We start from the raw sequence: 18,892 nt of genomic DNA, 5'->3' as shown, positions 1-18,892 counted from the left end.
TAAATGTAAAAAAGCCCAGTTAAGACTGGGCTTTTTTATTTCTGTTCAAAAAATATATGGAAACTTCCTAAGGAAGAAAAGAGATTTCGCTTCCTTTTTTTCTTATTTCACATATTTTGAGTCGCCAGTTATATTAAATTCACGTTCAAACAAGAGGGCTTTAATGATGACAATGAAATCAATTCGCTACAATGGATATGAAATGGCATGCCAAAGCTCATGTTCAAAATAGCGCAAAAGAAAGAGCAGATCAGTTTTGGTGGGGGAGAACATCTTGATCTGAAAACAAGTAAAAATATAAGAACAATATAAAATTAAGAAAATTACAATTCAAAATCTAAAGAGAACCTTATGGTTCTCTTTTTTTATATCTATTTACTCTCAGTTTCAATTTCTCGCACAGCATTGTGTACTTGTACTGGTTCAATATGGAGTAATTTCTTACCAAAACTACGTAACCACCATACCAATTGAGATGTAAAAGGTACAGTCGCTGTGACTTCTACAATATTTTCCTCAAGTGGGGTAATTGTTTGATCTTTACTTAACTGACTTTCATAAAAAGTTTTAGCAGTTTGCTCTGTCATGGTTAAGGTGAGCTGAATTGATTCAGTTGGCTGGTTGTAGTCCACTCTAAAGCCTAAAGCACCTGAATCAATATAATGATCAATATCAAAATTAACAGGATGTAGTGCTCGACTGTCTAATACTTTTGCTGATTTAAAACGGTGCAGAGCAAAAGTTTGAACTTCAGTTTTGTCATGTCGTGTGCAAATTAAATAAATTACTGCACCTTTTTGTACCAATGCTAAAGGATTTAAGATATATGTTCGGTCTTCACCCTGATTGACTCGTGCTCGATAAATGCATTCTATTTGCTTGTCTTGGAGCAAGCCTTCATAAATTGCTTGTTGAGCATTTCGATCGACTACAGGTGGAATAAGAGGTTGACTTGCAGGAACAATGCGTACACGGTTAATCCACTGTCTCACATTATTTTGAGTAGAAAGACTTCGTTTGGCTAAATCAAACCATGGTCCCATCTCATCAAGCAGGCTGGGAGGGAGTAAGTGCTTAAGGTGTTCCTCAACCATCATAAAGGTTACTGCTTGAGAACTTGTCATGTGAGGTAAGCTTTGAATAGGTGCATCCGATTGCCACCGCCACCCTTGAGGTACGGCTTTATTGCTCTCTATCGGGAAACGTTGAGCAATTTGATTTAAGTCACGTTGAATAGTTCTTAAACTAATATCAATACCTTCACGTTCAAGCATTTCTTGTAATTCTCGAGTTCCGATCCATTTACCGGTCGGTAGGCGAGATAAAATCTGCCATTGGCGATATAAACTATTCGAAGTTTCTTTTTCTATTACAGACATAAGCGTAATACATCTATATCCAATTGCTTTGGTGTCAACACAATAAAAAATCTTTACAGATTTAGCAAGTTTGTCAGATTCGGTTTATAGCCCGTTGGGCAAACGATGTTAATATTTAGAAGAAAGTTAGAACAATAATGCCGTAAAAGTACTATAGATATATAAGTGGCACTGAAATTGCTTATTTAAAAATGAAATATAGATAAATGATAAGACGAGGTGGTTATGTCAGAACAAGATCATGAATTACATATTGATAATGATTTTTTTATACAAGAGCAGACAACAACGGCACTCATTAACCCAACCTCTTTTTTAGAACATATTTCTGTGCAAACTAATCTCTTTGAGCAACTCAAATCACAGTTCTTTAATGAGATGCTTGATGATGTAACGTCAAATGGTGCAGCTTCTAAAAAAATTGAACAATGGTTGAGCATCCGTACTTTAGATGAGCTAAAGGAGCTAAATACCCAAGCAAAACAACATTTTCTTTACCATGGGATCACTTTTAATGTTTATGGTGATAAAGAAGGGACGGAACGCACTATCCCATTTGATTTAATTCCAAGAGTAATCGAAAAAAAACAATGGGAAAAGATTGCCTCAGGCTGTGCGCAACGTGTTAAAGCATTAAATTATTTCCTGGACGATATTTATCATGGACAACATATTTTAAAAGAGCAAATTATCCCTGAAGAACAAATTATGGGGAATGATGCTTTCCAGCCTCATATGCTTAAACATTCTTTAAAGGGGAAAATTTATTCACAAATTAGTGGAATTGATATTATTCGTGACGATGAAGGGGAGTTTTTTGTATTAGAAGATAACTTGAGAACACCTTCCGGTGTGTCTTATATGATTGAAAGCCGAAATATTAGCCAGAAATTAATGCCTGAGCTATGTACAGCCAATAATTTACAAGGAATTGAGCATTATCCAAAACTTTTAAAAGAAATATTGCAAGAGAATTCACCTGCCGATCAACCTTTTATCGTGGTACTAACACCAGGACGTTTTAATAGTGCTTATTATGAGCATGCTTTTTTAGCGCGTGAAATGGATGTGCCCTTAGTTACAAATCGTGATTTATTTGTAGAAAATGATCAAGTTTTTGTCAAAACTATTCGTGGGCGTCAAAAAGTAGACGTAATTTACCGCCGTTTAGATGATGATTTTCTAGATCCTTTAGCATTTCGACCAGATAGTGCTTTAGGTGTTGCAGGACTTATGTCTGCTTATTTGCAAAAAAATGTTGTGATTGCAAATGCACCTGGAACTGGTGTGGCCGATGATAAATCTATTTATCCTTATGTAGATCAAATGATTCAATATTATCTGGATGAAACACCAATTCTAAAAAATGTACCTACTTATCAGTGCCGTAAGGAAGAACACTTAGATTATGTACTCTCTAATCTTGATCAATTAGTCGTTAAAGAAGCACAAGGTTCAGGCGGATATGGCATGTTGATTGGGCCTAAAGCAAGCTCATGCGAAATTGATGACTTTAGAAAAAAATTAATTGCTATGCCACATATGTATATTGCACAGCCTACATTAGCTTTATCCGTTGCTCCAACTTTAACGACAGGCGGCGTAGCTGAGCGTCATATTGACTTACGTCCATTTGTATTAAGTTCACCTTATCGTACCGAGATTGTACCTGGTGGCTTAACCCGAGTTGCAATGCAAGCTGGCTCCTTGGTCGTAAATTCATCTCAAGGTGGCGGTATAAAAGATACATGGGTTGTCGAAACGTTACATTCCTGATTGTGGGTTAAGAGGAACTTTATGGTTTTACTCAATTCGAGTGCGCATCAAATATATTGGTTGGGCCGATATTTGATGCGAGTTAAATTTGCAGCCTCTCATTTACCCTTTACAGAAGATGAGAAAGCAACAAAATTTGCAGCAGCATTTGGTTTGGTTATAGAAAATGCAGAATTACTAAATCACTATATGTTAGACAAGAAGCAAACATTTTCATTACTGAACCAGCTCATTATTGCTAAAGATAATATTCAGGAACTAAGAGGTATTTTGTCATCACATGCTTATGCAGAATTAAATAATGTTATTAATACACTTCAACCTCAACCTGATGCATTAAGTAAAGCTGTCGAACAATGCACACAAATACTAGAAGCAGAACATGAGGATGTACGTTTATTTTTGCATTTAGGCCAAAAAATAGAGCAATTTGATATAGAGCTGCGTTTTGGAGAAGATTTATCTGTTCTTGTATTAGAACTAGATTTGGTGGTGCAACAGCTTGCTAATTTGAATTGGGAAAATATAGATGAAAATTGGCAAGTATTAAAGCAGCAACTTACTTGGGATGCTTACTATACTTTTACACAGCAGTTAGAAAATATGTTTAAGGGCTGATTATGAAATTGATGGTTAATCATCAAACGCATTATAGCTATACTGAAACTGCTCGGAACAGCATTCAGTATATTAAAATGATGCCTCAAACATCACCGCATCAACATGTTATAAATTGGGCAATTAGCGTGCCGGGTGATAAGACAATAAAGAGAGATATATTTAACAATGTATGGATGACGGCTAGTCAGCGTTATCCATATCAACATCTGACATTTATGGCTCAAGGCATTGTTGAGCTTCAAAATGTAGAATGGGGTTGTGTTGATCTCTCTACACCTACAAATTTGTTTTTGCAGATGACAGGTGCAACTCGATGTGATTCGGGAATGTTGGACTTTGCCAAAAATATTGTAGTGGCTAAGGACCGACAGCATATTGCGTTATTAAGCGAATATATCTTGCAAAAAATACTTTACCAACCTGAAAGTACTTCGGTTCAGACAACTGCGATTGAAGCATTTCATGCAGGTCAAGGAGTATGTCAAGATCATGCTCACATTTTAATTGCGATGTGTCGTGCGCTACAATTACCTGCACGTTATGTCTCTGGTTATCTATTTGATCAAAACTATCCGCACCTTGCCAGTCACGCTTGGGCGGAGGTATTTTTAGAAAATCAGTGGTATTGTTTTGATGTAAGCAATCAATTGTTTACACCCAAACATCACATCTACCTTGCTGTAGGACGTGACTATCTCGATGTGGCACCTATTCGTGGCGTAAGAGAGCAAGGTGGAGTTGAGAACATGATGTCTGTGGTTCAAGTGTTGGCATGTTGAATGTAAAGAGAATGAAATGACCTATTGTTGTGCGCTAAGATTGGAACAAGGTTTAGTGTTTATTAGTGACACGAGGACCAATGCAGGAGTTGACCATATTTCTGTGTTCCGAAAACTGCATACTTTCGGCGTTACCGGAGAACGTTTTATTGCCTTGCAAACTGCAGGTAACTTAGCAACAACACAAGCTGTTATAGGTCATTTACAAAATGCCCTTACTTTGCAGCAAGAGCCTAACCTATATAGTGTTAATACGATGTTTGAGGCGGCTGAACTGATTGGTAAAACCTTAAAAACTGTTTTAGAGGATATTAGTTCGGACACCCAAGAACAAATGAATTATGCCTGTAGTATTTTGGTAGGTGGGCAGATTAAAGGTGGGGATATGCAACTCTATAATGTCTATCCACAAGGCAATTTTATTTGTGCAACTACAGATACACCTTATTTTCAAATAGGTGAAAGTAAATATGGAAAGCCTATTCTGGATCGAGCTTTATATTATGCAATGCCACTAGACGATGCATTACGTTGTAGCCTGATTTCTTTTGATTCGACTTTGCGTTCAAATGTTTCTGTTGGCTTACCACTTGATGCATTGGTCTACATTAAAGATAGCTTTGTTATCCCCATGGGAAAACGAATAACCGAGGATGATCCTTATTTCTCACAGATTAGTAAGCAATGGTCAGATACTCTTCGTCGGGGATTACAGGAAATGCCAAAGCCTACAGATGATTACTGGCGATAAATTTTGCGTGTTTAAATAAAAAAATCCAAGCATGCTTGGATTTTTTTTTATATTTATTATTTAACTGCTTTTACGAGTGGGGCGATTACTTAAGCGACAGAGTAATTCATATCCTATCGTTCCGTTTGCATCCGCAACATCATCAACTAAGCGATGTGGACCCCAGAGTTCAACTGGAGTGCCTAATTTTACTTGCATGCCTGTCACGTCGATTGCAATCATATCCATACTCACTCGCCCTACAACTGCACAGAGATGTTTATCAATAGCGACATAGTTTTGTTTAACATAAGCTCGTGGATAACCATCACCGTAACCTATAGAAACAATCGCGATATCCATTGCTTGCGTGGCGCAGAAAGTTGATCCATAACCGACATGTTCATTAGTTTGAATATGGTTGAGTGCAATCACTTCTGCTGAAAAAGTCATCACTGGTTTTAAGTCAAGATCATAGACTGTTTGATTTGCAAAAGGTGAGGCGCCGTAAAGCATGATACCCGGACGAACATAATCAAAATGTAACTCTGGCCATTTATAAATGGCAGCTGAGTTACAGCAAGAAGCTAAAACTGGATCACAAGCTTGTTTAACTTGTAGAAATTGTTGTTTTTGTTGCTCGTTAAGTGGATGGTCTACATCTGCATTTGCGAAATGCATCGCAAGTACACAAGTAAATCCTTCAGATTTTAAAGTTTTAATAATTTCAATAATTTCTGGATTTTTAAAACCTAACCGGTTCATCCCACTATTAAGTTTAACCCAGACTTTTAAACTTTGGTTGATGTACGCTTGTTTGTGTTTAATCAACCATTCAAACTGTTGTTGATGGTGAATGACACATTCAAATTTTTGTTTAATTGCAATTGGCATTTCATCTTCAGAAAATACCCCTTCAATTAAAGTAACAGGCTGCTGAAATCCTAATTCACGAATTTCCAAACCTTCTTGTAGGCAGGCGACACCAAAGGCATCTGATGCATTTAAGGCTGCTAAACAGTCTTTGATTCCATGTCCATAAGCATTAGCTTTTACCATACTTACAATTTTTGAATTTGTTGCGAGTTGTTTGACACGGCTTAAATTATATTGAAGTGCATTACGGTCAATATAAACTGTTGCTTGGCGCACCCTCATTTACTCCTTTGGGCTAGAGATAGAGCTTATTCTTCATCATCATATTGGCTGTAATACTCAGGAGAGAGATTACTAAATCGAGTATATTGACCTTCAAAAGCAAGACGAACTGAACCAATTGGACCGTTACGCTGCTTACCAATAATAATTTCTGCAGTGCCGGCTTCTTTTGACTCTTTGTTATAAACCTCATCACGGTAAATAAACATAATTAAGTCGGCATCCTGCTCGATCGCACCGGATTCACGTAAGTCGGACATTACAGGGCGTTTATTTGGACGGTTTTCCAGACTTCGGTTAAGCTGGGAAAGTGCAATAACAGGACATTGCATTTCTTTCGCTAACGCTTTTAAGCTACGTGAAATTTCTGAAATCTCGCCTACACGGTTATCACCCATGCCTGGGACTTTCATGAGCTGCAAGTAATCGACCATGATGCAACCAATTTTACCATCATGCATTTTGGCAACACGACGAGCACGGGCACGAAGTTCAGTTGGAGGCAGAGCAGATGAGTCATCAATATACAAATGCATTTGCTGAAGCTGCAAAATTGTACCAGTTACCTTGGTCCATTCATCTGCATCTAAATTTCCCGAACGTAAATGTCCTTGATGGACTTTACCCATTGCGGAAATAAGACGCATCGCAATTGAGTCTGCTGGCATCTCCATTGAAAAGACCAGAGCAGGTAACTTGTTATATTGCAAAACACTCTCAACCAGGTTCATGGCAAAAGTAGTTTTACCCATCGATGGACGTGCAGCAACAATAATTAAGTCACCAGGTTGCATACCAGATGTTTTGTTATCAAGTTCTAAGAAGCCAGTCGTTAAACCTGTAATATTGCCATCTAATTTTGAAAGCTCATCAAGCTTACTAATTACGTCGGCGGTAACAGAACTAATAGATTTAGGACCAGCATCTTTTTTATTGTTATTGTGCTGTTCTGCTAATGAGAAAATACTTGTTTCAGCTAAGTCTAAAATTTCACTAACACCGCGGCCTTTCGTGTCATAAGCATTTTGCAAAATTTCAGTACTAACTTTAATCATGCTACGAAGTGTAGAAAACTCTTTAATTTTAGTGGCATAAGTTTCTAAGTTATAGAAACTTGAAGGTGAGTCAGCCATAAGCTGCATTAAGTATTCTTCGCCACCAATAGCGTCTAGTAAATTTTGTTTTAAGAGCCAGTCACTTACTAAGACGGCATCATAAGGTGAGTTTTCTTGTGCTAATTTCTCGATTGCACGAAAAATATATTTATGGCGAGTCGCGTAAAAATCATTTTCTTTGAGTACATCATTAACTTGTTCGAAAGATTCGGCAACTGTCATCAGGGCAGCTAGAACAGCTTGTTCAATAGCTAAATTGTGTGGGGGAGTGCGAAACTCTTTAAGTTGGCCTGATTCACTCGTTTTATTTTCTGTTGGAGATGAAAGCGCTAAAGAAGTGGCATTCGCCTGAGACATAATTAGACCTGATGATAAAGAAAGGTGTACACAAAGAGGCTGTAAAGCCGAGAACTATCTTAAAACAAAATTAAATAAACTACCTAATTAAAAAACCAATTAAACTGAAGAACTGATCAGGAATTAATATATCTTATTTTAAAATTTGAAACATAAAAAAAGAGCATGCAAAAGCATGCTCTTTTTTTTGATGAGAAATTACTCAGATACGATAGTAACGAGAACTTCTGCAACAACATCATGATGCAATTGGATTGCGATGTTGAATTCACCAGTGTGACGAAGCGCACCATTTGGTAAACGAACTTCTGCACGGTCAACTGTAAGACCAGCATTCGTTAATGCGTCAGCGATGTCACGAGTACCGATAGAACCGAACAGTTTACCTTCGTCACCAGCTTTAGCAGTGATAACGATGTTAACTTCGTTCAATTGTTCAGCACGTGCTTGAGCAGCAGCTAAAACTTCAGCTTCTTGCTTTTCAAGTTCAGCACGACGAGCTTCAAAAGCAGCAGTGTTAGCTTCAGTAGCTGCAACTGCTTTACCTTGAGGGATAAGGAAGTTACGGCCGTAACCAGCTTTAACTGATACTTTATCGCCTAATTTACCAAGGTTCTTAATGCGTTGTAATAAGATAACGTCCACAGATCACCTCACTTATGGTTGTCAGTGTACGGAATCAAAGACAAATAGCGAGCTTGTTTGATAGCAAGTGCTAATTGACGTTGATAACGAGCTTTAGTACCAGTGATACGGCTAGGAACAATCTTGCCGTTTTCAGTGATGTACTGTTTTAAAGTGTCGATATCTTTGTAGTCGATGTACGCAACATTCTCAGCTGTAAAGCGGCAGAACTTGCGACGACGGTAAAAACGTGCCATTGATGTTCTCCTTATTCAGCTTCTTGAGCAACTTGCTGTGCTTCTTCGCGTTGAGCTTTACGCGCACGCTTTTCTTCAGCACTCTTAGCAAGCAATGACTCTTCAGTGATTGCGTGTTCACGACGGATGATAAGGTTACGAATGATCGCGTCGTTATAACGGAATAATTCTTCTAACTCATCAAGCGTAGTTTGACCACATTCAACATTCATAAGAATGTAGTGCGCTTTGTGAATTTTGTTAATTGGGTAAGCCAATTGACGACGGCCCCAATCTTCTAAACGGTGAATTTGACCTTCAGCTTCTTTGATCTGAGAGATATAGCGTTCAACCATACCTACAACTTGATCGCTTTGGTCTGGGTGTACCAAAAGTACGATTTCGTAATGACGCATTGTCAGCTCCTTACGGTTTAAACAGCCCCTAATAAAAAATTAGAAGCAAGGAGTCATAACTTAATAAGTTATGCCGCAAAATTTGCGAAGGCTGAATTATAGGTAAAAGTTCGACTAAAAACAAATCTTTTGATCAGAAAAGTAAAACTTCTTTACTATAAAGAGGAAATCCTCTCTTGTTTAAAAGAGAGGAAGATTTGGAGCAGGGGATTGATAGGTAAAGCTAAAGCTTAAACTTAACAAGGTAATTAATATGACCGAGTACAGGAAAAAACGTTTAGCCCACAATTGATCATTTTCGGCTTTAAATCCAATAACTGATAAATATAACCAATATGCGGTCAGAGCATTAAAGGTAATTAAAAAGAATACATTGGTATAGCCAAAACAATATAACCCATTCAAAACAGCTGCAAATAATAGGATATAGATTACACATTCAATTTTCGTACGATAAATAGAACGTGCTACAGGCAAAATTGGAATTCCCGCATTTTTGTAATCATCAAAACGATAAATTGCAATTGCCCAAGAGTGAGGCATTTGCCATAAAGCGTATGCTAAAAACAAAAGCAAGGCTGCCACATCAAATTGATGAGTTACTGCTGTATAACCAATAACAGGAGGGCTCGCCCCGGAGATACTACCAATGACGGTTTGATGGATTGAGGTGCGTTTGGTCCACAAGCTATAAAAACCGACATAGACAATAAAACCAATCATTGCAAACAAAAATGCGTAACCATTTACACCAAACCATAAAATGCTAAAACCAATTACCCCAAGCACTAATGCATATATCAGCGCAACAGTAGGAGAGATTGTTTTTTTAACAAGTGCACGGTTTTGTGTGCGCTGCATCTTTGTATCAATATCTTGATCTATAACATTATTAACCACGCAACCAGAGGCCACAACTAAAGTTGTTCCAAGTAAGGTGAGAAGTAATAATGAGATGTCTATAGAGCCTTGGGCGGCTAAGAAAAAGCCGCCCAAGGTGGTAATGAAATTACCGAAGAGAATTCCTGGTTTAGTCAGGAATAGATATTTTTTCAACATGACAATCAGTTTAGATCATCATATTGTAGTGAAGGTAATTCATAATCCACACAGAACCGATTAAAAGCACGGCGATACATAGAATTGTGTAGATGAATGCAATCATATTCCAACGTTGTTCAGATGATGTATTCATGTGTAAGAAGTACACAAGTTGTACAAGAACCTGAGCAACCGCAGTGATTGCAATCACTGTAACTAAAAGACCACGACTGAAACCACCCGCCATCACCATTCCGAAAGGAATGATGGTGAGGATAACAGAAAGGATAAATCCAACAGTGTATTGCTTAAAGTTACCGTGTGACGCACCAGCAGCATTATGCTCATGACTACTCATTAGAGAACTCCCAGTAAGTAAACGACGCTGAATACACAGATCCAAACGATGTCAAGGAAGTGCCAGAACAAGCTTAAGCAAGCAAGACGACGTGTATTCGGTAAAGTCAAACCTTTAGTCTTGATTTGATACATTAATACAAGCATCCACACTAAACCAGAAGTTACGTGGATACCGTGTGTACCAACCAAAGTAAAGAACGATGATAAGAATGCACTGTGAGTTGGACCGTGGCCTTCATGTACAAGGTGATGGAATTCATAGACTTCCATTCCAATGAACGATGCACCAAAAAGGAATGTAATGAATAACCAAGTGATAACTTGATTTACATTCTTTTTATAAGATGCAAGTACAGCAAAACCAAACGTTACCGATGAAATCAATAAGGCAAATGTTTCAGTTAACACGAAGCCTAATGAGTCATGGAATAGGTCATATGCACTTGGAGTTCCTGGTGGCACATGGCTGCTTAATACAGCGAACGCAATGAAGAGTGATCCGAAAAGAATCAAGTCACTCATCAAGTATGTCCAGAAACCAAAAACCGTTAAATCAGTATCATCATGTTCATGATGACCGTCATGGCCGTGGTTGTCGTGATGAAGTACTTCAGCCATTTCCTTAGTCCTTCTTTAAGTGTTTTTCAAGTAAAGCATAGCGTTCGTTTTCAATACGCTCAACTTCAGCAGCAGGAACGTAGTAGTCAACATTCTTAGTGAATGAGCTTACGATCAAGCTAACAACAGCTGCAACGAATGAAACAACAACGAGCCACCAAATATGCCAGATGAGTGCAAAGCCAAGAAGAGTAATGAACATTGCAATGACAAAACCAGCAGCACGATCGGTCGGCATGTGGATGTCTTCATATTTAGTGTTACGTGCGTATGCTACACCATTTTCTTTGTCAGTCCAGAAACGGTCGATACCGCTTGCATCTGGTTCATGCGCAAAGTTATAGAATGGGGCAGGAGAAGAGGTTGCCCATTCAAGCGTACGAGCATCCCATGGGTCGCCAGTAAGGTCCATGTTGTCTTTACGTTGTAAGAAGCCAACGATGATTTGCATTAAGAAACATGCAATACCAATTGCAACAAGAACAGCACCAAATAATGCAATTGCAAGGTACGGATCCCATTCAGGGTTGTCATATGTATTCAAACGACGAGTCATACCCATGAAACCAAGGATATAAAGTGGCATGAATGCAAAATAGAAACCGAAGAACCAGAACCAGAACGCTGCTTTACCCCATGCTTCGTTGAGCTTCCAACCAAACATTTTTGGCCAGTAGTAAATGATGCCGGCAAACATACCAAACACCACACCACCGATAATTACGTTATGGAAGTGAGCGATCAAGAATAATGAGTTGTGTACCAAGAAGTCCGCAGGTGGAACAGCCATAAGTACACCAGTTAAACCACCGATACCGAATGTTACAAGGAAGCCAAGCGTCCATAACATTGGAGTAGTAAAGGTGATGCGACCTTTATACATGGTGAATAACCAAGAGAAGATTTTCACACCAGTAGGAATCGCAATAACCATGGTCATGATACCGAAGAACGCGTTAACGTTCGCACCAGCACCCATGGTGAAGAAGTGGTGAAGCCATACAACAAACGCAAGAACAGTAATCGCGATAGTTGCATACACCATAGACTTGTAACCGAACAACGCTTTACGAGAGAAGGTTGCAACGATTTCTGAGTATAGACCAAATGCTGGTAATACCAAGATATATACTTCAGGGTGACCCCATGTCCAGATCAAGTTCACATAAAGCATTGGGCTACCGCCAAGCTCATTTGTGAAGAAATGGAAGCCGAAGTAACGGTCAAGAGTAAGCATTGCAAGTGTACCTGTTAATACAGGGAATGATGCAATGATTAATACAGCCGTACAAAGTGAAGTCCACGTGAAAATAGGCATGTCCATTAATTTCATGCCAGGCGCACGCATTTTGATGATGGTAACGAAGAAGTTAACACCAGATAAAAGCGTACCTAGACCAGAAACCTGAAGTGCCCAGATATAGTAGTCGACACCTACACCAGGAGAATATTGAATGCCAGATAGAGGAGGGTAAGCCATCCAACCAGTCGCAGCAAACTCACCTAATACAAGTGAAAGCATCATCAAACCAGCAGCACCAGCGAATAACCAGAAGCTTAAAGAGTTCAATAATGGGAAAGCAACGTCACGAGCACCAATCTGTAAAGGTACAGAGATGTTCATCATACCTACAACGAGACCCATTGCTACGAAGAAGATCATGATTACACCGTGTGCGGTGAAGATCTGGTCGTAGTGGTCAGGATGTAGATAACCTTCGCCGCCGCCTTTAGCGAGGAAAAGTTGTAAACGCATCATGATCGCATCGGCGAAACCACGCAGAAGCATGACAACAGATACGATGATATACATGATACCAATCTTTTTATGGTCTACCGTAATAAACCACTCATTCCACAAATATCCCCATTTTTTGAAATAGGTGATACCGCCAAGCACTGCAATTGCACCAATTGCCATAAGGACCATGGTGACAAGTACGATTGGCTCTGTCGGGATAGAGTCCCAACCCAGTTTACCAAAAATCATATCCATGTCTTATTCCCCTTGAGCAGCGTGTTCAGCTGCAGCATGAGTGTCAGCTGTTGCGTGTTCAGCAGAGTGGTCAACACCATGATAGTTACTCATATAGTGGTTGATAATTGTTTCAAACAATTTAGGCTCAACAGTAGAGTAATAAGTCACAGGGTGTGGCTTAGTCGGGAACGGTTTCATAGCTTCAGCTTCAGCAACTGCTTTTTCATCACCAGCAGCTTTAGCACGATTTACTAAATGCTCGATCTGATGCTTAGAACGGTTACCATCACGTAAGGTTGCCAATTCAGCTTGGTCAAGCGTAGTTTTTTGAACTGCTTCTGGGTTAATGGTTGAACCATTACCTGCTTTAACCGCTGCTACCCATTCGTTGAATTGTTGCTCTGTAACACTATGCGCCTTGAAACGCATTTGAGAGAAACCGTAACCTGAGTAGTTAGAAGAGAAACCACGATATACACCAGTTTCATTTGCTAACAAATGAAGGTGAGTTTGCATACCTGCCATTGCATAAATCTGGCCGCCTAACTGTGGAATGAAGAATGAGTTCATTGTAAAGTTAGAAGTGATTTTAAAGCTTAACGGAGTTTTTTCAGGGAAACGTACTTCGTTAACTGTTGCAATGTTTTGTTCAGGATAAATAAAGATCCACTTAAACTGTTCAGCAATAACTTGAATAGTTAAAGGTGCTTTATCTGATTCTAAAGGACGGTATGGGTCATACTTGTGGGAACCCCACCAAGTTAACCAAGCTAAAATACCAATAATAATGACAGGGATACCCCATACTACAACTTCAATTGCAGTTGAGTGTGCCCATGTAGGTTTATAGTCTGCATCTTTATTTGACGCGCGATATTTCCAACCAAACCATAATGCCATGATGATTGAAGGAATCACCACAAGTAACATTAAATAGATCGCAGTCATCATAAGGTCACTTTGACCTTGACCAACTGGACCTTTAGAGTTTAGAAGTACCATATCACCACCACACCCAGTCAAAAGTGCGGCAAGCGTTGATAAAGACAATACAGCTAAAATCGTTTGTCTCATTTTACAACCTCGGTGAAGAGTCCCATTCCCTAATTAAATATGGGATAGCGATTAAAGTGTCGCATGATTGAGAACGCTAATCCTTAAATTTAGACTTCTCAATTATATGACACCGCTACGTTGTAGGGCATTATGCCTCATATCGACAAACTAAGCTATACATAAAGTAGGCTGAAATAATTGTTTTAAAACCCGATTTTTTTTGTAGGGTATCTAATTTCAATAGAGCTTTTATTTAAATATCAACTCACTATAGAAAAAAGGAGGCAGGGCGCCTCCTCTTTTTTTAGACATTAAATGAATGAGTCATTCACTATCATTTGATCACTTTTGTTCTTGCAATTTTGTCATGTAAAGCTTGTCGCTTTTGTCCTAATGCAAAAGCGTAGTCAATAATTGTACTGATCGGCATAAACAGTAAGTTTAATATGATAAAAACAATACTTCTTAATAAGAAGATGCGAGTTAAATTAACCTTGCTATTGTCCTCAGCATCTACAATTTTAATTCCGACGATTTTCTTACCTATACTTTGACCAAACTTTGTTAAAAGAACGGCTTGAATTGCAAGCATAATTACGATGTAAAGAAGCATTGAATGCCAAGCTTCTATTGGAATTAAAGTAAAAAGTTGCTGTTGCAATTCTGCAGCTTTAGTCGATGCGACTTCGGCAGATTGCATCTGTTTTTGCAGCTCGAATAATTGCTTATATTGAGCTTCATTAAAGAAAAAAGAAGGAATTGCAGCGATTGGTAACCAAAGCAATAAATCAATAATTTTTGCTAAAGCCCGAGCTGGAATAGACGCAAGTTCATGAACTTTAGGTTCTACACGAATTTGACGAATAGTTTCATTAGTTGATGTATTCGTATTTATTGTAGGTACAGAATAACCGATAGGTTGATATACAAGTTTACCTTGGGTTAATTCTCCTAAAGCTTTCCATTCTGTCATGCCTTCATGCCAAGCTAAATCAGTTAACAAAATTTGTTGGCTAGCCAACATTTGATTTACTTGTTCTAAAGTATAAGGCCCAGCTTGTTGATTATTACGTGCCAAGTAAATTTGCATAAATAAAAATTCTCTATTCTAAAGATGAAAAAAGACCCACGGATGGGCCTTTTTTTATAACATATTAGATTTGCTTGATTTTTTCTTCAGCAAGGAAGAACCATGTATCTAAAACTGAGTCTGGGTTAAGAGAAACAGATTCAATACCTTGTTCCATTAACCATTTTGCAAGATCTGGATGGTCTGAAGGACCTTGACCACAGATACCTACATATTTACCTGCTTTACGGCAGGCATGGATTGCCATTGAAAGAAGTGCTTTAACAGCTGCATCACGTTCATCAAATAAGTGTGAAACAATACCTGAGTCACGGTCAAGGCCTAACGTTAACTGAGTTAAGTCATTAGAACCAATAGAGAAACCATCGAAGTGTTCTAAGAATTGTTCAGCTAACAGGGCGTTAGTTGGTAATTCACACATCATGATTACTTTTAAGCCGTTCTCACCACGTTTCAAGCCATTTTGTGCAAGTAATTCAATAACGCGTTTCGCTTCAGATACGGTACGTACAAAAGGAATCATGATTTGAATATTGGTGAGACCCATTTCATCACGAACTTTCTTAAGTGCGCGGCATTCTAGTTCGAAACAATCACGGAAGTTATCAGATACATAACGGCTTGCACCACGGAAACCAAGCATCGGGTTTTCTTCTTCAGGCTCGTATAACTTACCACCAATTAAGTTTGCATATTCATTTGACTTGAAGTCAGACATACGAACGATAACTGGCTTGTCACCAAATGCAGCAGCAAGAGTCGCAATACCTTCAACCAATTTTTCAACATAGAAATCTACAGGTGAAGCATAACCCGCTGTACGAGTTAAAACAGCAGCACGAGTTTCGCGAGGTAGGCTGTCAATGTTGAGTAGAGCTTTAGGATGCACACCGATCATACGGTTAATGATGAACTCAAGACGAGCAAGGCCAATACCTTCGTTTGGAATTTGGGCAAAGTCAAATGCACGGTCAGGGTTACCTACGTTCATCATAATTTTGAACGAAAGCTTAGGCATAGATTCAATAGAGTTGCGTTGAACTTCGAAATCTAATGCACCTTCGTAAATGAAACCTGTATCACCTTCGGCACAAGAAACAGTTACTTCTTGACCATCAGTTAATACTTCTGTTGCGTTACCACAACCTACAATCGCTGGTACGCCAAGTTCACGTGCAATAATTGCTGCGTGACATGTACGACCACCACGGTTAGTGATAATTGCAGCAGCACGTTTCATTACCGGTTCCCAATCAGGATCGGTCATATCAGATACAAGAACGTCACCTTCTTGTACTTTGTCCATTTCTTTAATTGAGTTAACAATACGGACTTTACCAGAACCAATACGTTGACCAATTGAACGACCTTCACAAAGAACAGTACCTCTTTGTTTAAGAAGGTAGCGTTCCATAGTACCTACATTTTGGCGGCTTTTTACAGTTTCAGGACGAGCTTGAACAATATAAATTTGACCATCATCACCGTCTTTTGCCCATTCGATATCCATTGGCGCACCGTAATGCTGCTCAATGATAAGTGCTTGTTTAGCTAACTCTTGTAACTCGTGATCATTTAAAGCGAATTGTTGACGATCTTGTTTTTCAACATCAACAACAACAACAGATTTACCCGCAGAACCTTCTTCACCATAAATCATTTTTTGGTGTTTAGAACCAAGGTTACGACGTAAAACAGAATGTCTTCCTGCATTTAATAATGGTTTAGATAGGTAAAACTCATCTGGGTTAACGGCACCTTGTACAACCATCTCACCTAAACCGTAAGATGCTGTGATAAATACAACATCACGGAAACCAGATTCTGTATCAAGTGTAAACATTACACCCGCAGCGCCAGTTTCAGAACGAACCATACGCTGAACACCCGCAGAAAGTGCAACGATGTCATGATCAAAACCCTGGTGCACACGGTAAGAAATTGCACGGTCATTATATAAAGAAGCAAACACTTCTTTAATCGCAATAAGTACGTTATCAATACCGCGAATATTCAAGAAAGTTTCTTGCTGACCCGCGAAAGAAGCATCTGGTAAATCTTCAGCAGTTGCAGATGAACGAACGGCAACCGCGATGTCAGGGTTGCCGTTAGAAAGTGCTGTAAAAGCGGCGCGAATTTCTTGTTCTAAGGTTGCAGTGAGTGGAGTCTCTACAATCCATTGACGAATTTTTGCACCTGTTTCTGCAAGAGCATTTACATCATCGACGTTGAGTTGAGCAAGTTCTGCTTGAATTCGAGCGTTAAGACCACTTTGGTCTAAGAACTCACGATAGGCAGCAGCAGTAGTTGCAAAGCCACCAGGTACCGATACACCAGCATTTGATAAATGGCTGATCATTTCACCCAAAGATGAGTTTTTCCCACCTACGAGTTCGACATCGTGTTTCCCTAATTTTTCTAGACCGATTACGCGCGCTTCCAAAGTTTTCACTCCACTTTTGCAGTATTAATGTCTATCTTGGCATGAAATTATAAAAATAAAGTGCTTAGTTGAGAATTATACTAAGCGACAGTCATGTAAGATCAGTTTACTATAAAGATTATATAGCACTAAGACAAATGTTTAAGGAGAATTTTAATGTCAGAAAGTAAACAATTTAAGCGGAGTGTTTTTTTTATTTCTGATGGAACTGCAATTACTGCCGAGACTCTTGGACATTCGTTATTAGCACAATTTCCCAATGTAGATTTTGATATTCACATCATGCCGTATATTACAACTGAAGAGGCGGCAATGGATGTGGTGGTTGAGATTAATCGATGCCAAACCAAAGACGGTTGCCTACCTTTAGTATTTGATACTTTAGTCGATCCGCATGTGCGGGAGATTATTAATACGGCTAAAGCAGTTAATCTTGATGTCTTTGAAGGCTTAATTAGTAAACTTGAGCAAGAGCTTGGGACACCACCAACAACATTGGTCGGGCAGACCCACGCGGTAACCGATTCTGAATATTATAAAGCCCGTATTGATGCTGTTCATTTTGCGCTTGATAATGATGATGGAGCACGTACTCGTCATTATGACAAAGCCGATTTAATATTAATTGGAGTTTCCCGTTCGGGTAAAACACCGACTTCTATTTACTTATCTCTTCAATTCGGTATTCGTGTTGCAAACTATCCATTAACTGAAGAAGATTTAGATGATAACCGGTTACCAGCAGTATTAAGAGCTCATCGTAGCAAGTTATTTGGTTTGATGATTGATGCTGAGCGTTTGGTCGCAATTCGTAGTGAACGTAAAGCGAATAGCCGTTATGCAAGTTTTAGCCAATGCCAAATGGAGCTAAGAGCAATTGAAGGGATTTATATTTCAGAAGGCATTAAATATTTAAACGTGACCGAAATGTCGATTGAAGAGATTTCAACACGTATTTTACAAATGACGGGATTAAAACGTCGTATTGGTTAATTTAATCAAATGCTTATTTAAACCATTCAATTTTTGTATATTAGTTAACCCGAATCGCGGATAAGAAATTGACTTGAAAAACATAAGGACTAGAGCCATCAGTTGAGTTACCACACCAAACT

The 18,892-nt window shown here is 38.8% G+C and carries 18 protein-coding genes; 5 read left to right on the top strand and 13 right to left on the bottom strand.

The genetic code is table 11. The annotated features are described in order from the left end of the window. Positions 1 to 371: 371 nt before the first annotated feature. A complete protein-coding gene (locus HJG58_RS18900; protein ID WP_199976093.1) occupies positions 372 to 1,379 on the bottom strand; it encodes a helix-turn-helix transcriptional regulator in 1,008 nt (335 codons plus the stop codon). A 225-nt stretch (positions 1,380 to 1,604) separates the two neighbouring features. Here HJG58_RS18900 and HJG58_RS15610 point away from each other — a divergent pair, with 225 nt between their 5' ends. From HJG58_RS15610 to HJG58_RS15595, 4 genes are read left to right on the top strand one after another with little or no spacing between them, the layout of a single operon-like run. Next, the gene (locus HJG58_RS15610; RefSeq protein ID WP_170249587.1) at positions 1,605 to 3,155 is read left to right on the top strand and encodes a circularly permuted type 2 ATP-grasp protein; all 1,551 of its coding nucleotides are present in this window, start codon (positions 1,605 to 1,607) and stop codon (positions 3,153 to 3,155) included. Between the two features lie 21 nt (positions 3,156 to 3,176). Next, positions 3,177 to 3,773 carry an alpha-E domain-containing protein gene (locus HJG58_RS15605; RefSeq protein WP_170249586.1) on the top strand — a complete coding sequence of 199 codons (597 nt, stop codon included), beginning with the start codon at positions 3,177 to 3,179 and terminating at the stop codon, positions 3,771 to 3,773. A 2-nt stretch (positions 3,774 to 3,775) separates the two neighbouring features. Then, positions 3,776 to 4,555 carry a transglutaminase family protein gene (locus tag HJG58_RS15600; protein ID WP_170249585.1) on the top strand — a complete coding sequence of 260 codons (780 nt, stop codon included), beginning with the start codon at positions 3,776 to 3,778 and terminating at the stop codon, positions 4,553 to 4,555. Positions 4,556 to 4,571: 16 nt separating this feature from the next. After that, positions 4,572 to 5,306, top strand: a complete 735-nt coding sequence (locus HJG58_RS15595; protein WP_002119721.1) for a proteasome-type protease — start codon at positions 4,572 to 4,574, stop codon at positions 5,304 to 5,306. 60 nt (positions 5,307 to 5,366) lie between these two features. Here the strand turns inward: HJG58_RS15595 and alr are convergent, their stop codons facing one another. The 12 genes from alr to ppsA all read right to left on the bottom strand — a co-directional run bounded on the left by alr (position 5,367) and on the right by ppsA (position 17,786). Then, the gene (gene alr / locus HJG58_RS15590) at positions 5,367 to 6,437 is read right to left on the bottom strand and encodes an alanine racemase (RefSeq protein WP_170249584.1); all 1,071 of its coding nucleotides are present in this window, start codon (positions 6,435 to 6,437) and stop codon (positions 5,367 to 5,369) included. Positions 6,438 to 6,469: 32 nt separating this feature from the next. After that, positions 6,470 to 7,915 (bottom strand): replicative DNA helicase, encoded by a 1,446-nt coding sequence (gene dnaB, locus HJG58_RS15585; RefSeq protein ID WP_002119718.1) that lies wholly within the window; start codon positions 7,913 to 7,915, stop codon positions 6,470 to 6,472. Positions 7,916 to 8,113: 198 nt separating this feature from the next. After that, positions 8,114 to 8,560 (bottom strand): 50S ribosomal protein L9, encoded by a 447-nt coding sequence (rplI, locus tag HJG58_RS15580; protein ID WP_000382591.1) that lies wholly within the window; start codon positions 8,558 to 8,560, stop codon positions 8,114 to 8,116. Positions 8,561 to 8,568: 8 nt separating this feature from the next. After that, the gene (gene rpsR, locus HJG58_RS15575) at positions 8,569 to 8,796 is read right to left on the bottom strand and encodes a 30S ribosomal protein S18 (RefSeq protein ID WP_000090661.1); all 228 of its coding nucleotides are present in this window, start codon (positions 8,794 to 8,796) and stop codon (positions 8,569 to 8,571) included. A gap of 11 nt (positions 8,797 to 8,807) precedes the next feature. After that, on the bottom strand, positions 8,808 to 9,191 hold the full coding sequence (rpsF, locus tag HJG58_RS15570) for a 30S ribosomal protein S6 (protein WP_002119610.1): 384 nt from the start codon (positions 9,189 to 9,191) through the stop codon (positions 8,808 to 8,810). Positions 9,192 to 9,371: 180 nt separating this feature from the next. Next, the gene (gene cyoE / locus HJG58_RS15565; RefSeq protein ID WP_170249583.1) at positions 9,372 to 10,250 is read right to left on the bottom strand and encodes a heme o synthase; all 879 of its coding nucleotides are present in this window, start codon (positions 10,248 to 10,250) and stop codon (positions 9,372 to 9,374) included. Positions 10,251 to 10,260: 10 nt separating this feature from the next. Then, positions 10,261 to 10,590: a cytochrome o ubiquinol oxidase subunit IV gene (locus tag HJG58_RS15560; protein WP_000094534.1), complete on the bottom strand. Its 330-nt coding sequence runs from the start codon at positions 10,588 to 10,590 to the stop codon at positions 10,261 to 10,263. Continuing rightward, a complete protein-coding gene (gene cyoC / locus HJG58_RS15555; protein WP_086265908.1) occupies positions 10,590 to 11,210 on the bottom strand; it encodes a cytochrome o ubiquinol oxidase subunit III in 621 nt (206 codons plus the stop codon). Before cyoC ends, HJG58_RS15560 begins: the two co-directional genes overlap by 1 nt. A 4-nt stretch (positions 11,211 to 11,214) precedes the next feature. Next, entirely contained in the window at positions 11,215 to 13,206 is a 1,992-nt protein-coding gene (cyoB, locus tag HJG58_RS15550; protein WP_005068497.1) for a cytochrome o ubiquinol oxidase subunit I, read from the bottom strand. A 3-nt stretch (positions 13,207 to 13,209) separates the two neighbouring features. Beyond that, complete coding sequence (cyoA, locus tag HJG58_RS15545; RefSeq protein ID WP_002119579.1) at positions 13,210 to 14,262, bottom strand: ubiquinol oxidase subunit II; 1,053 nt, start codon at positions 14,260 to 14,262, stop codon at positions 13,210 to 13,212. Between the two features lie 316 nt (positions 14,263 to 14,578). Next, positions 14,579 to 15,334 carry an RDD family protein gene (locus tag HJG58_RS15540; protein ID WP_170249582.1) on the bottom strand — a complete coding sequence of 252 codons (756 nt, stop codon included), beginning with the start codon at positions 15,332 to 15,334 and terminating at the stop codon, positions 14,579 to 14,581. 64 nt (positions 15,335 to 15,398) lie between these two features. Then, positions 15,399 to 17,786: a phosphoenolpyruvate synthase gene (gene ppsA / locus HJG58_RS15535; protein ID WP_005803576.1), complete on the bottom strand. Its 2,388-nt coding sequence runs from the start codon at positions 17,784 to 17,786 to the stop codon at positions 15,399 to 15,401. Between the two features lie 147 nt (positions 17,787 to 17,933). On the opposite strand from ppsA, the gene ppsR reads away from it, so the two are divergent. Further along, complete coding sequence (ppsR, locus tag HJG58_RS15530; RefSeq protein ID WP_002119749.1) at positions 17,934 to 18,770, top strand: posphoenolpyruvate synthetase regulatory kinase/phosphorylase PpsR; 837 nt, start codon at positions 17,934 to 17,936, stop codon at positions 18,768 to 18,770. Positions 18,771 to 18,892: the final 122 nt, after the last annotated feature.

The sequence above is a fragment of the Acinetobacter geminorum genome, from assembly GCF_013009345.1.
GTDB lineage: Bacteria > Pseudomonadota > Gammaproteobacteria > Pseudomonadales > Moraxellaceae > Acinetobacter > Acinetobacter geminorum.
This window is presented reverse-complemented; position numbering and strand designations above follow the sequence as displayed.

Coding starts and splice junctions, on each gene's coding strand:
- HJG58_RS18900 (WP_199976093.1), bottom strand. CDS start 1,379: ATGTCTGTAATAGAAAAAGAAACTTCGAATAGTTTATATCGCCAATGG.
- HJG58_RS15610 (WP_170249587.1), top strand. CDS start 1,605: ATGTCAGAACAAGATCATGAATTACATATTGATAATGATTTTTTTATA.
- HJG58_RS15605 (WP_170249586.1), top strand. CDS start 3,177: ATGGTTTTACTCAATTCGAGTGCGCATCAAATATATTGGTTGGGCCGA.
- HJG58_RS15600 (WP_170249585.1), top strand. CDS start 3,776: ATGAAATTGATGGTTAATCATCAAACGCATTATAGCTATACTGAAACT.
- HJG58_RS15595 (WP_002119721.1), top strand. CDS start 4,572: ATGACCTATTGTTGTGCGCTAAGATTGGAACAAGGTTTAGTGTTTATT.
- dnaB (WP_002119718.1), bottom strand. CDS start 7,915: ATGTCTCAGGCGAATGCCACTTCTTTAGCGCTTTCATCTCCAACAGAA.
- rpsR (WP_000090661.1), bottom strand. CDS start 8,796: ATGGCACGTTTTTACCGTCGTCGCAAGTTCTGCCGCTTTACAGCTGAG.
- rpsF (WP_002119610.1), bottom strand. CDS start 9,191: ATGCGTCATTACGAAATCGTACTTTTGGTACACCCAGACCAAAGCGAT.
- cyoE (WP_170249583.1), bottom strand. CDS start 10,250: ATGTTGAAAAAATATCTATTCCTGACTAAACCAGGAATTCTCTTCGGT.
- HJG58_RS15560 (WP_000094534.1), bottom strand. CDS start 10,590: ATGAGTAGTCATGAGCATAATGCTGCTGGTGCGTCACACGGTAACTTT.
- cyoC (WP_086265908.1), bottom strand. CDS start 11,210: ATGGCTGAAGTACTTCATCACGACAACCACGGCCATGACGGTCATCAT.
- cyoB (WP_005068497.1), bottom strand. CDS start 13,206: ATGGATATGATTTTTGGTAAACTGGGTTGGGACTCTATCCCGACAGAG.
- cyoA (WP_002119579.1), bottom strand. CDS start 14,262: ATGAGACAAACGATTTTAGCTGTATTGTCTTTATCAACGCTTGCCGCA.
- HJG58_RS15540 (WP_170249582.1), bottom strand. CDS start 15,334: ATGCAAATTTACTTGGCACGTAATAATCAACAAGCTGGGCCTTATACT.
- ppsR (WP_002119749.1), top strand. CDS start 17,934: ATGTCAGAAAGTAAACAATTTAAGCGGAGTGTTTTTTTTATTTCTGAT.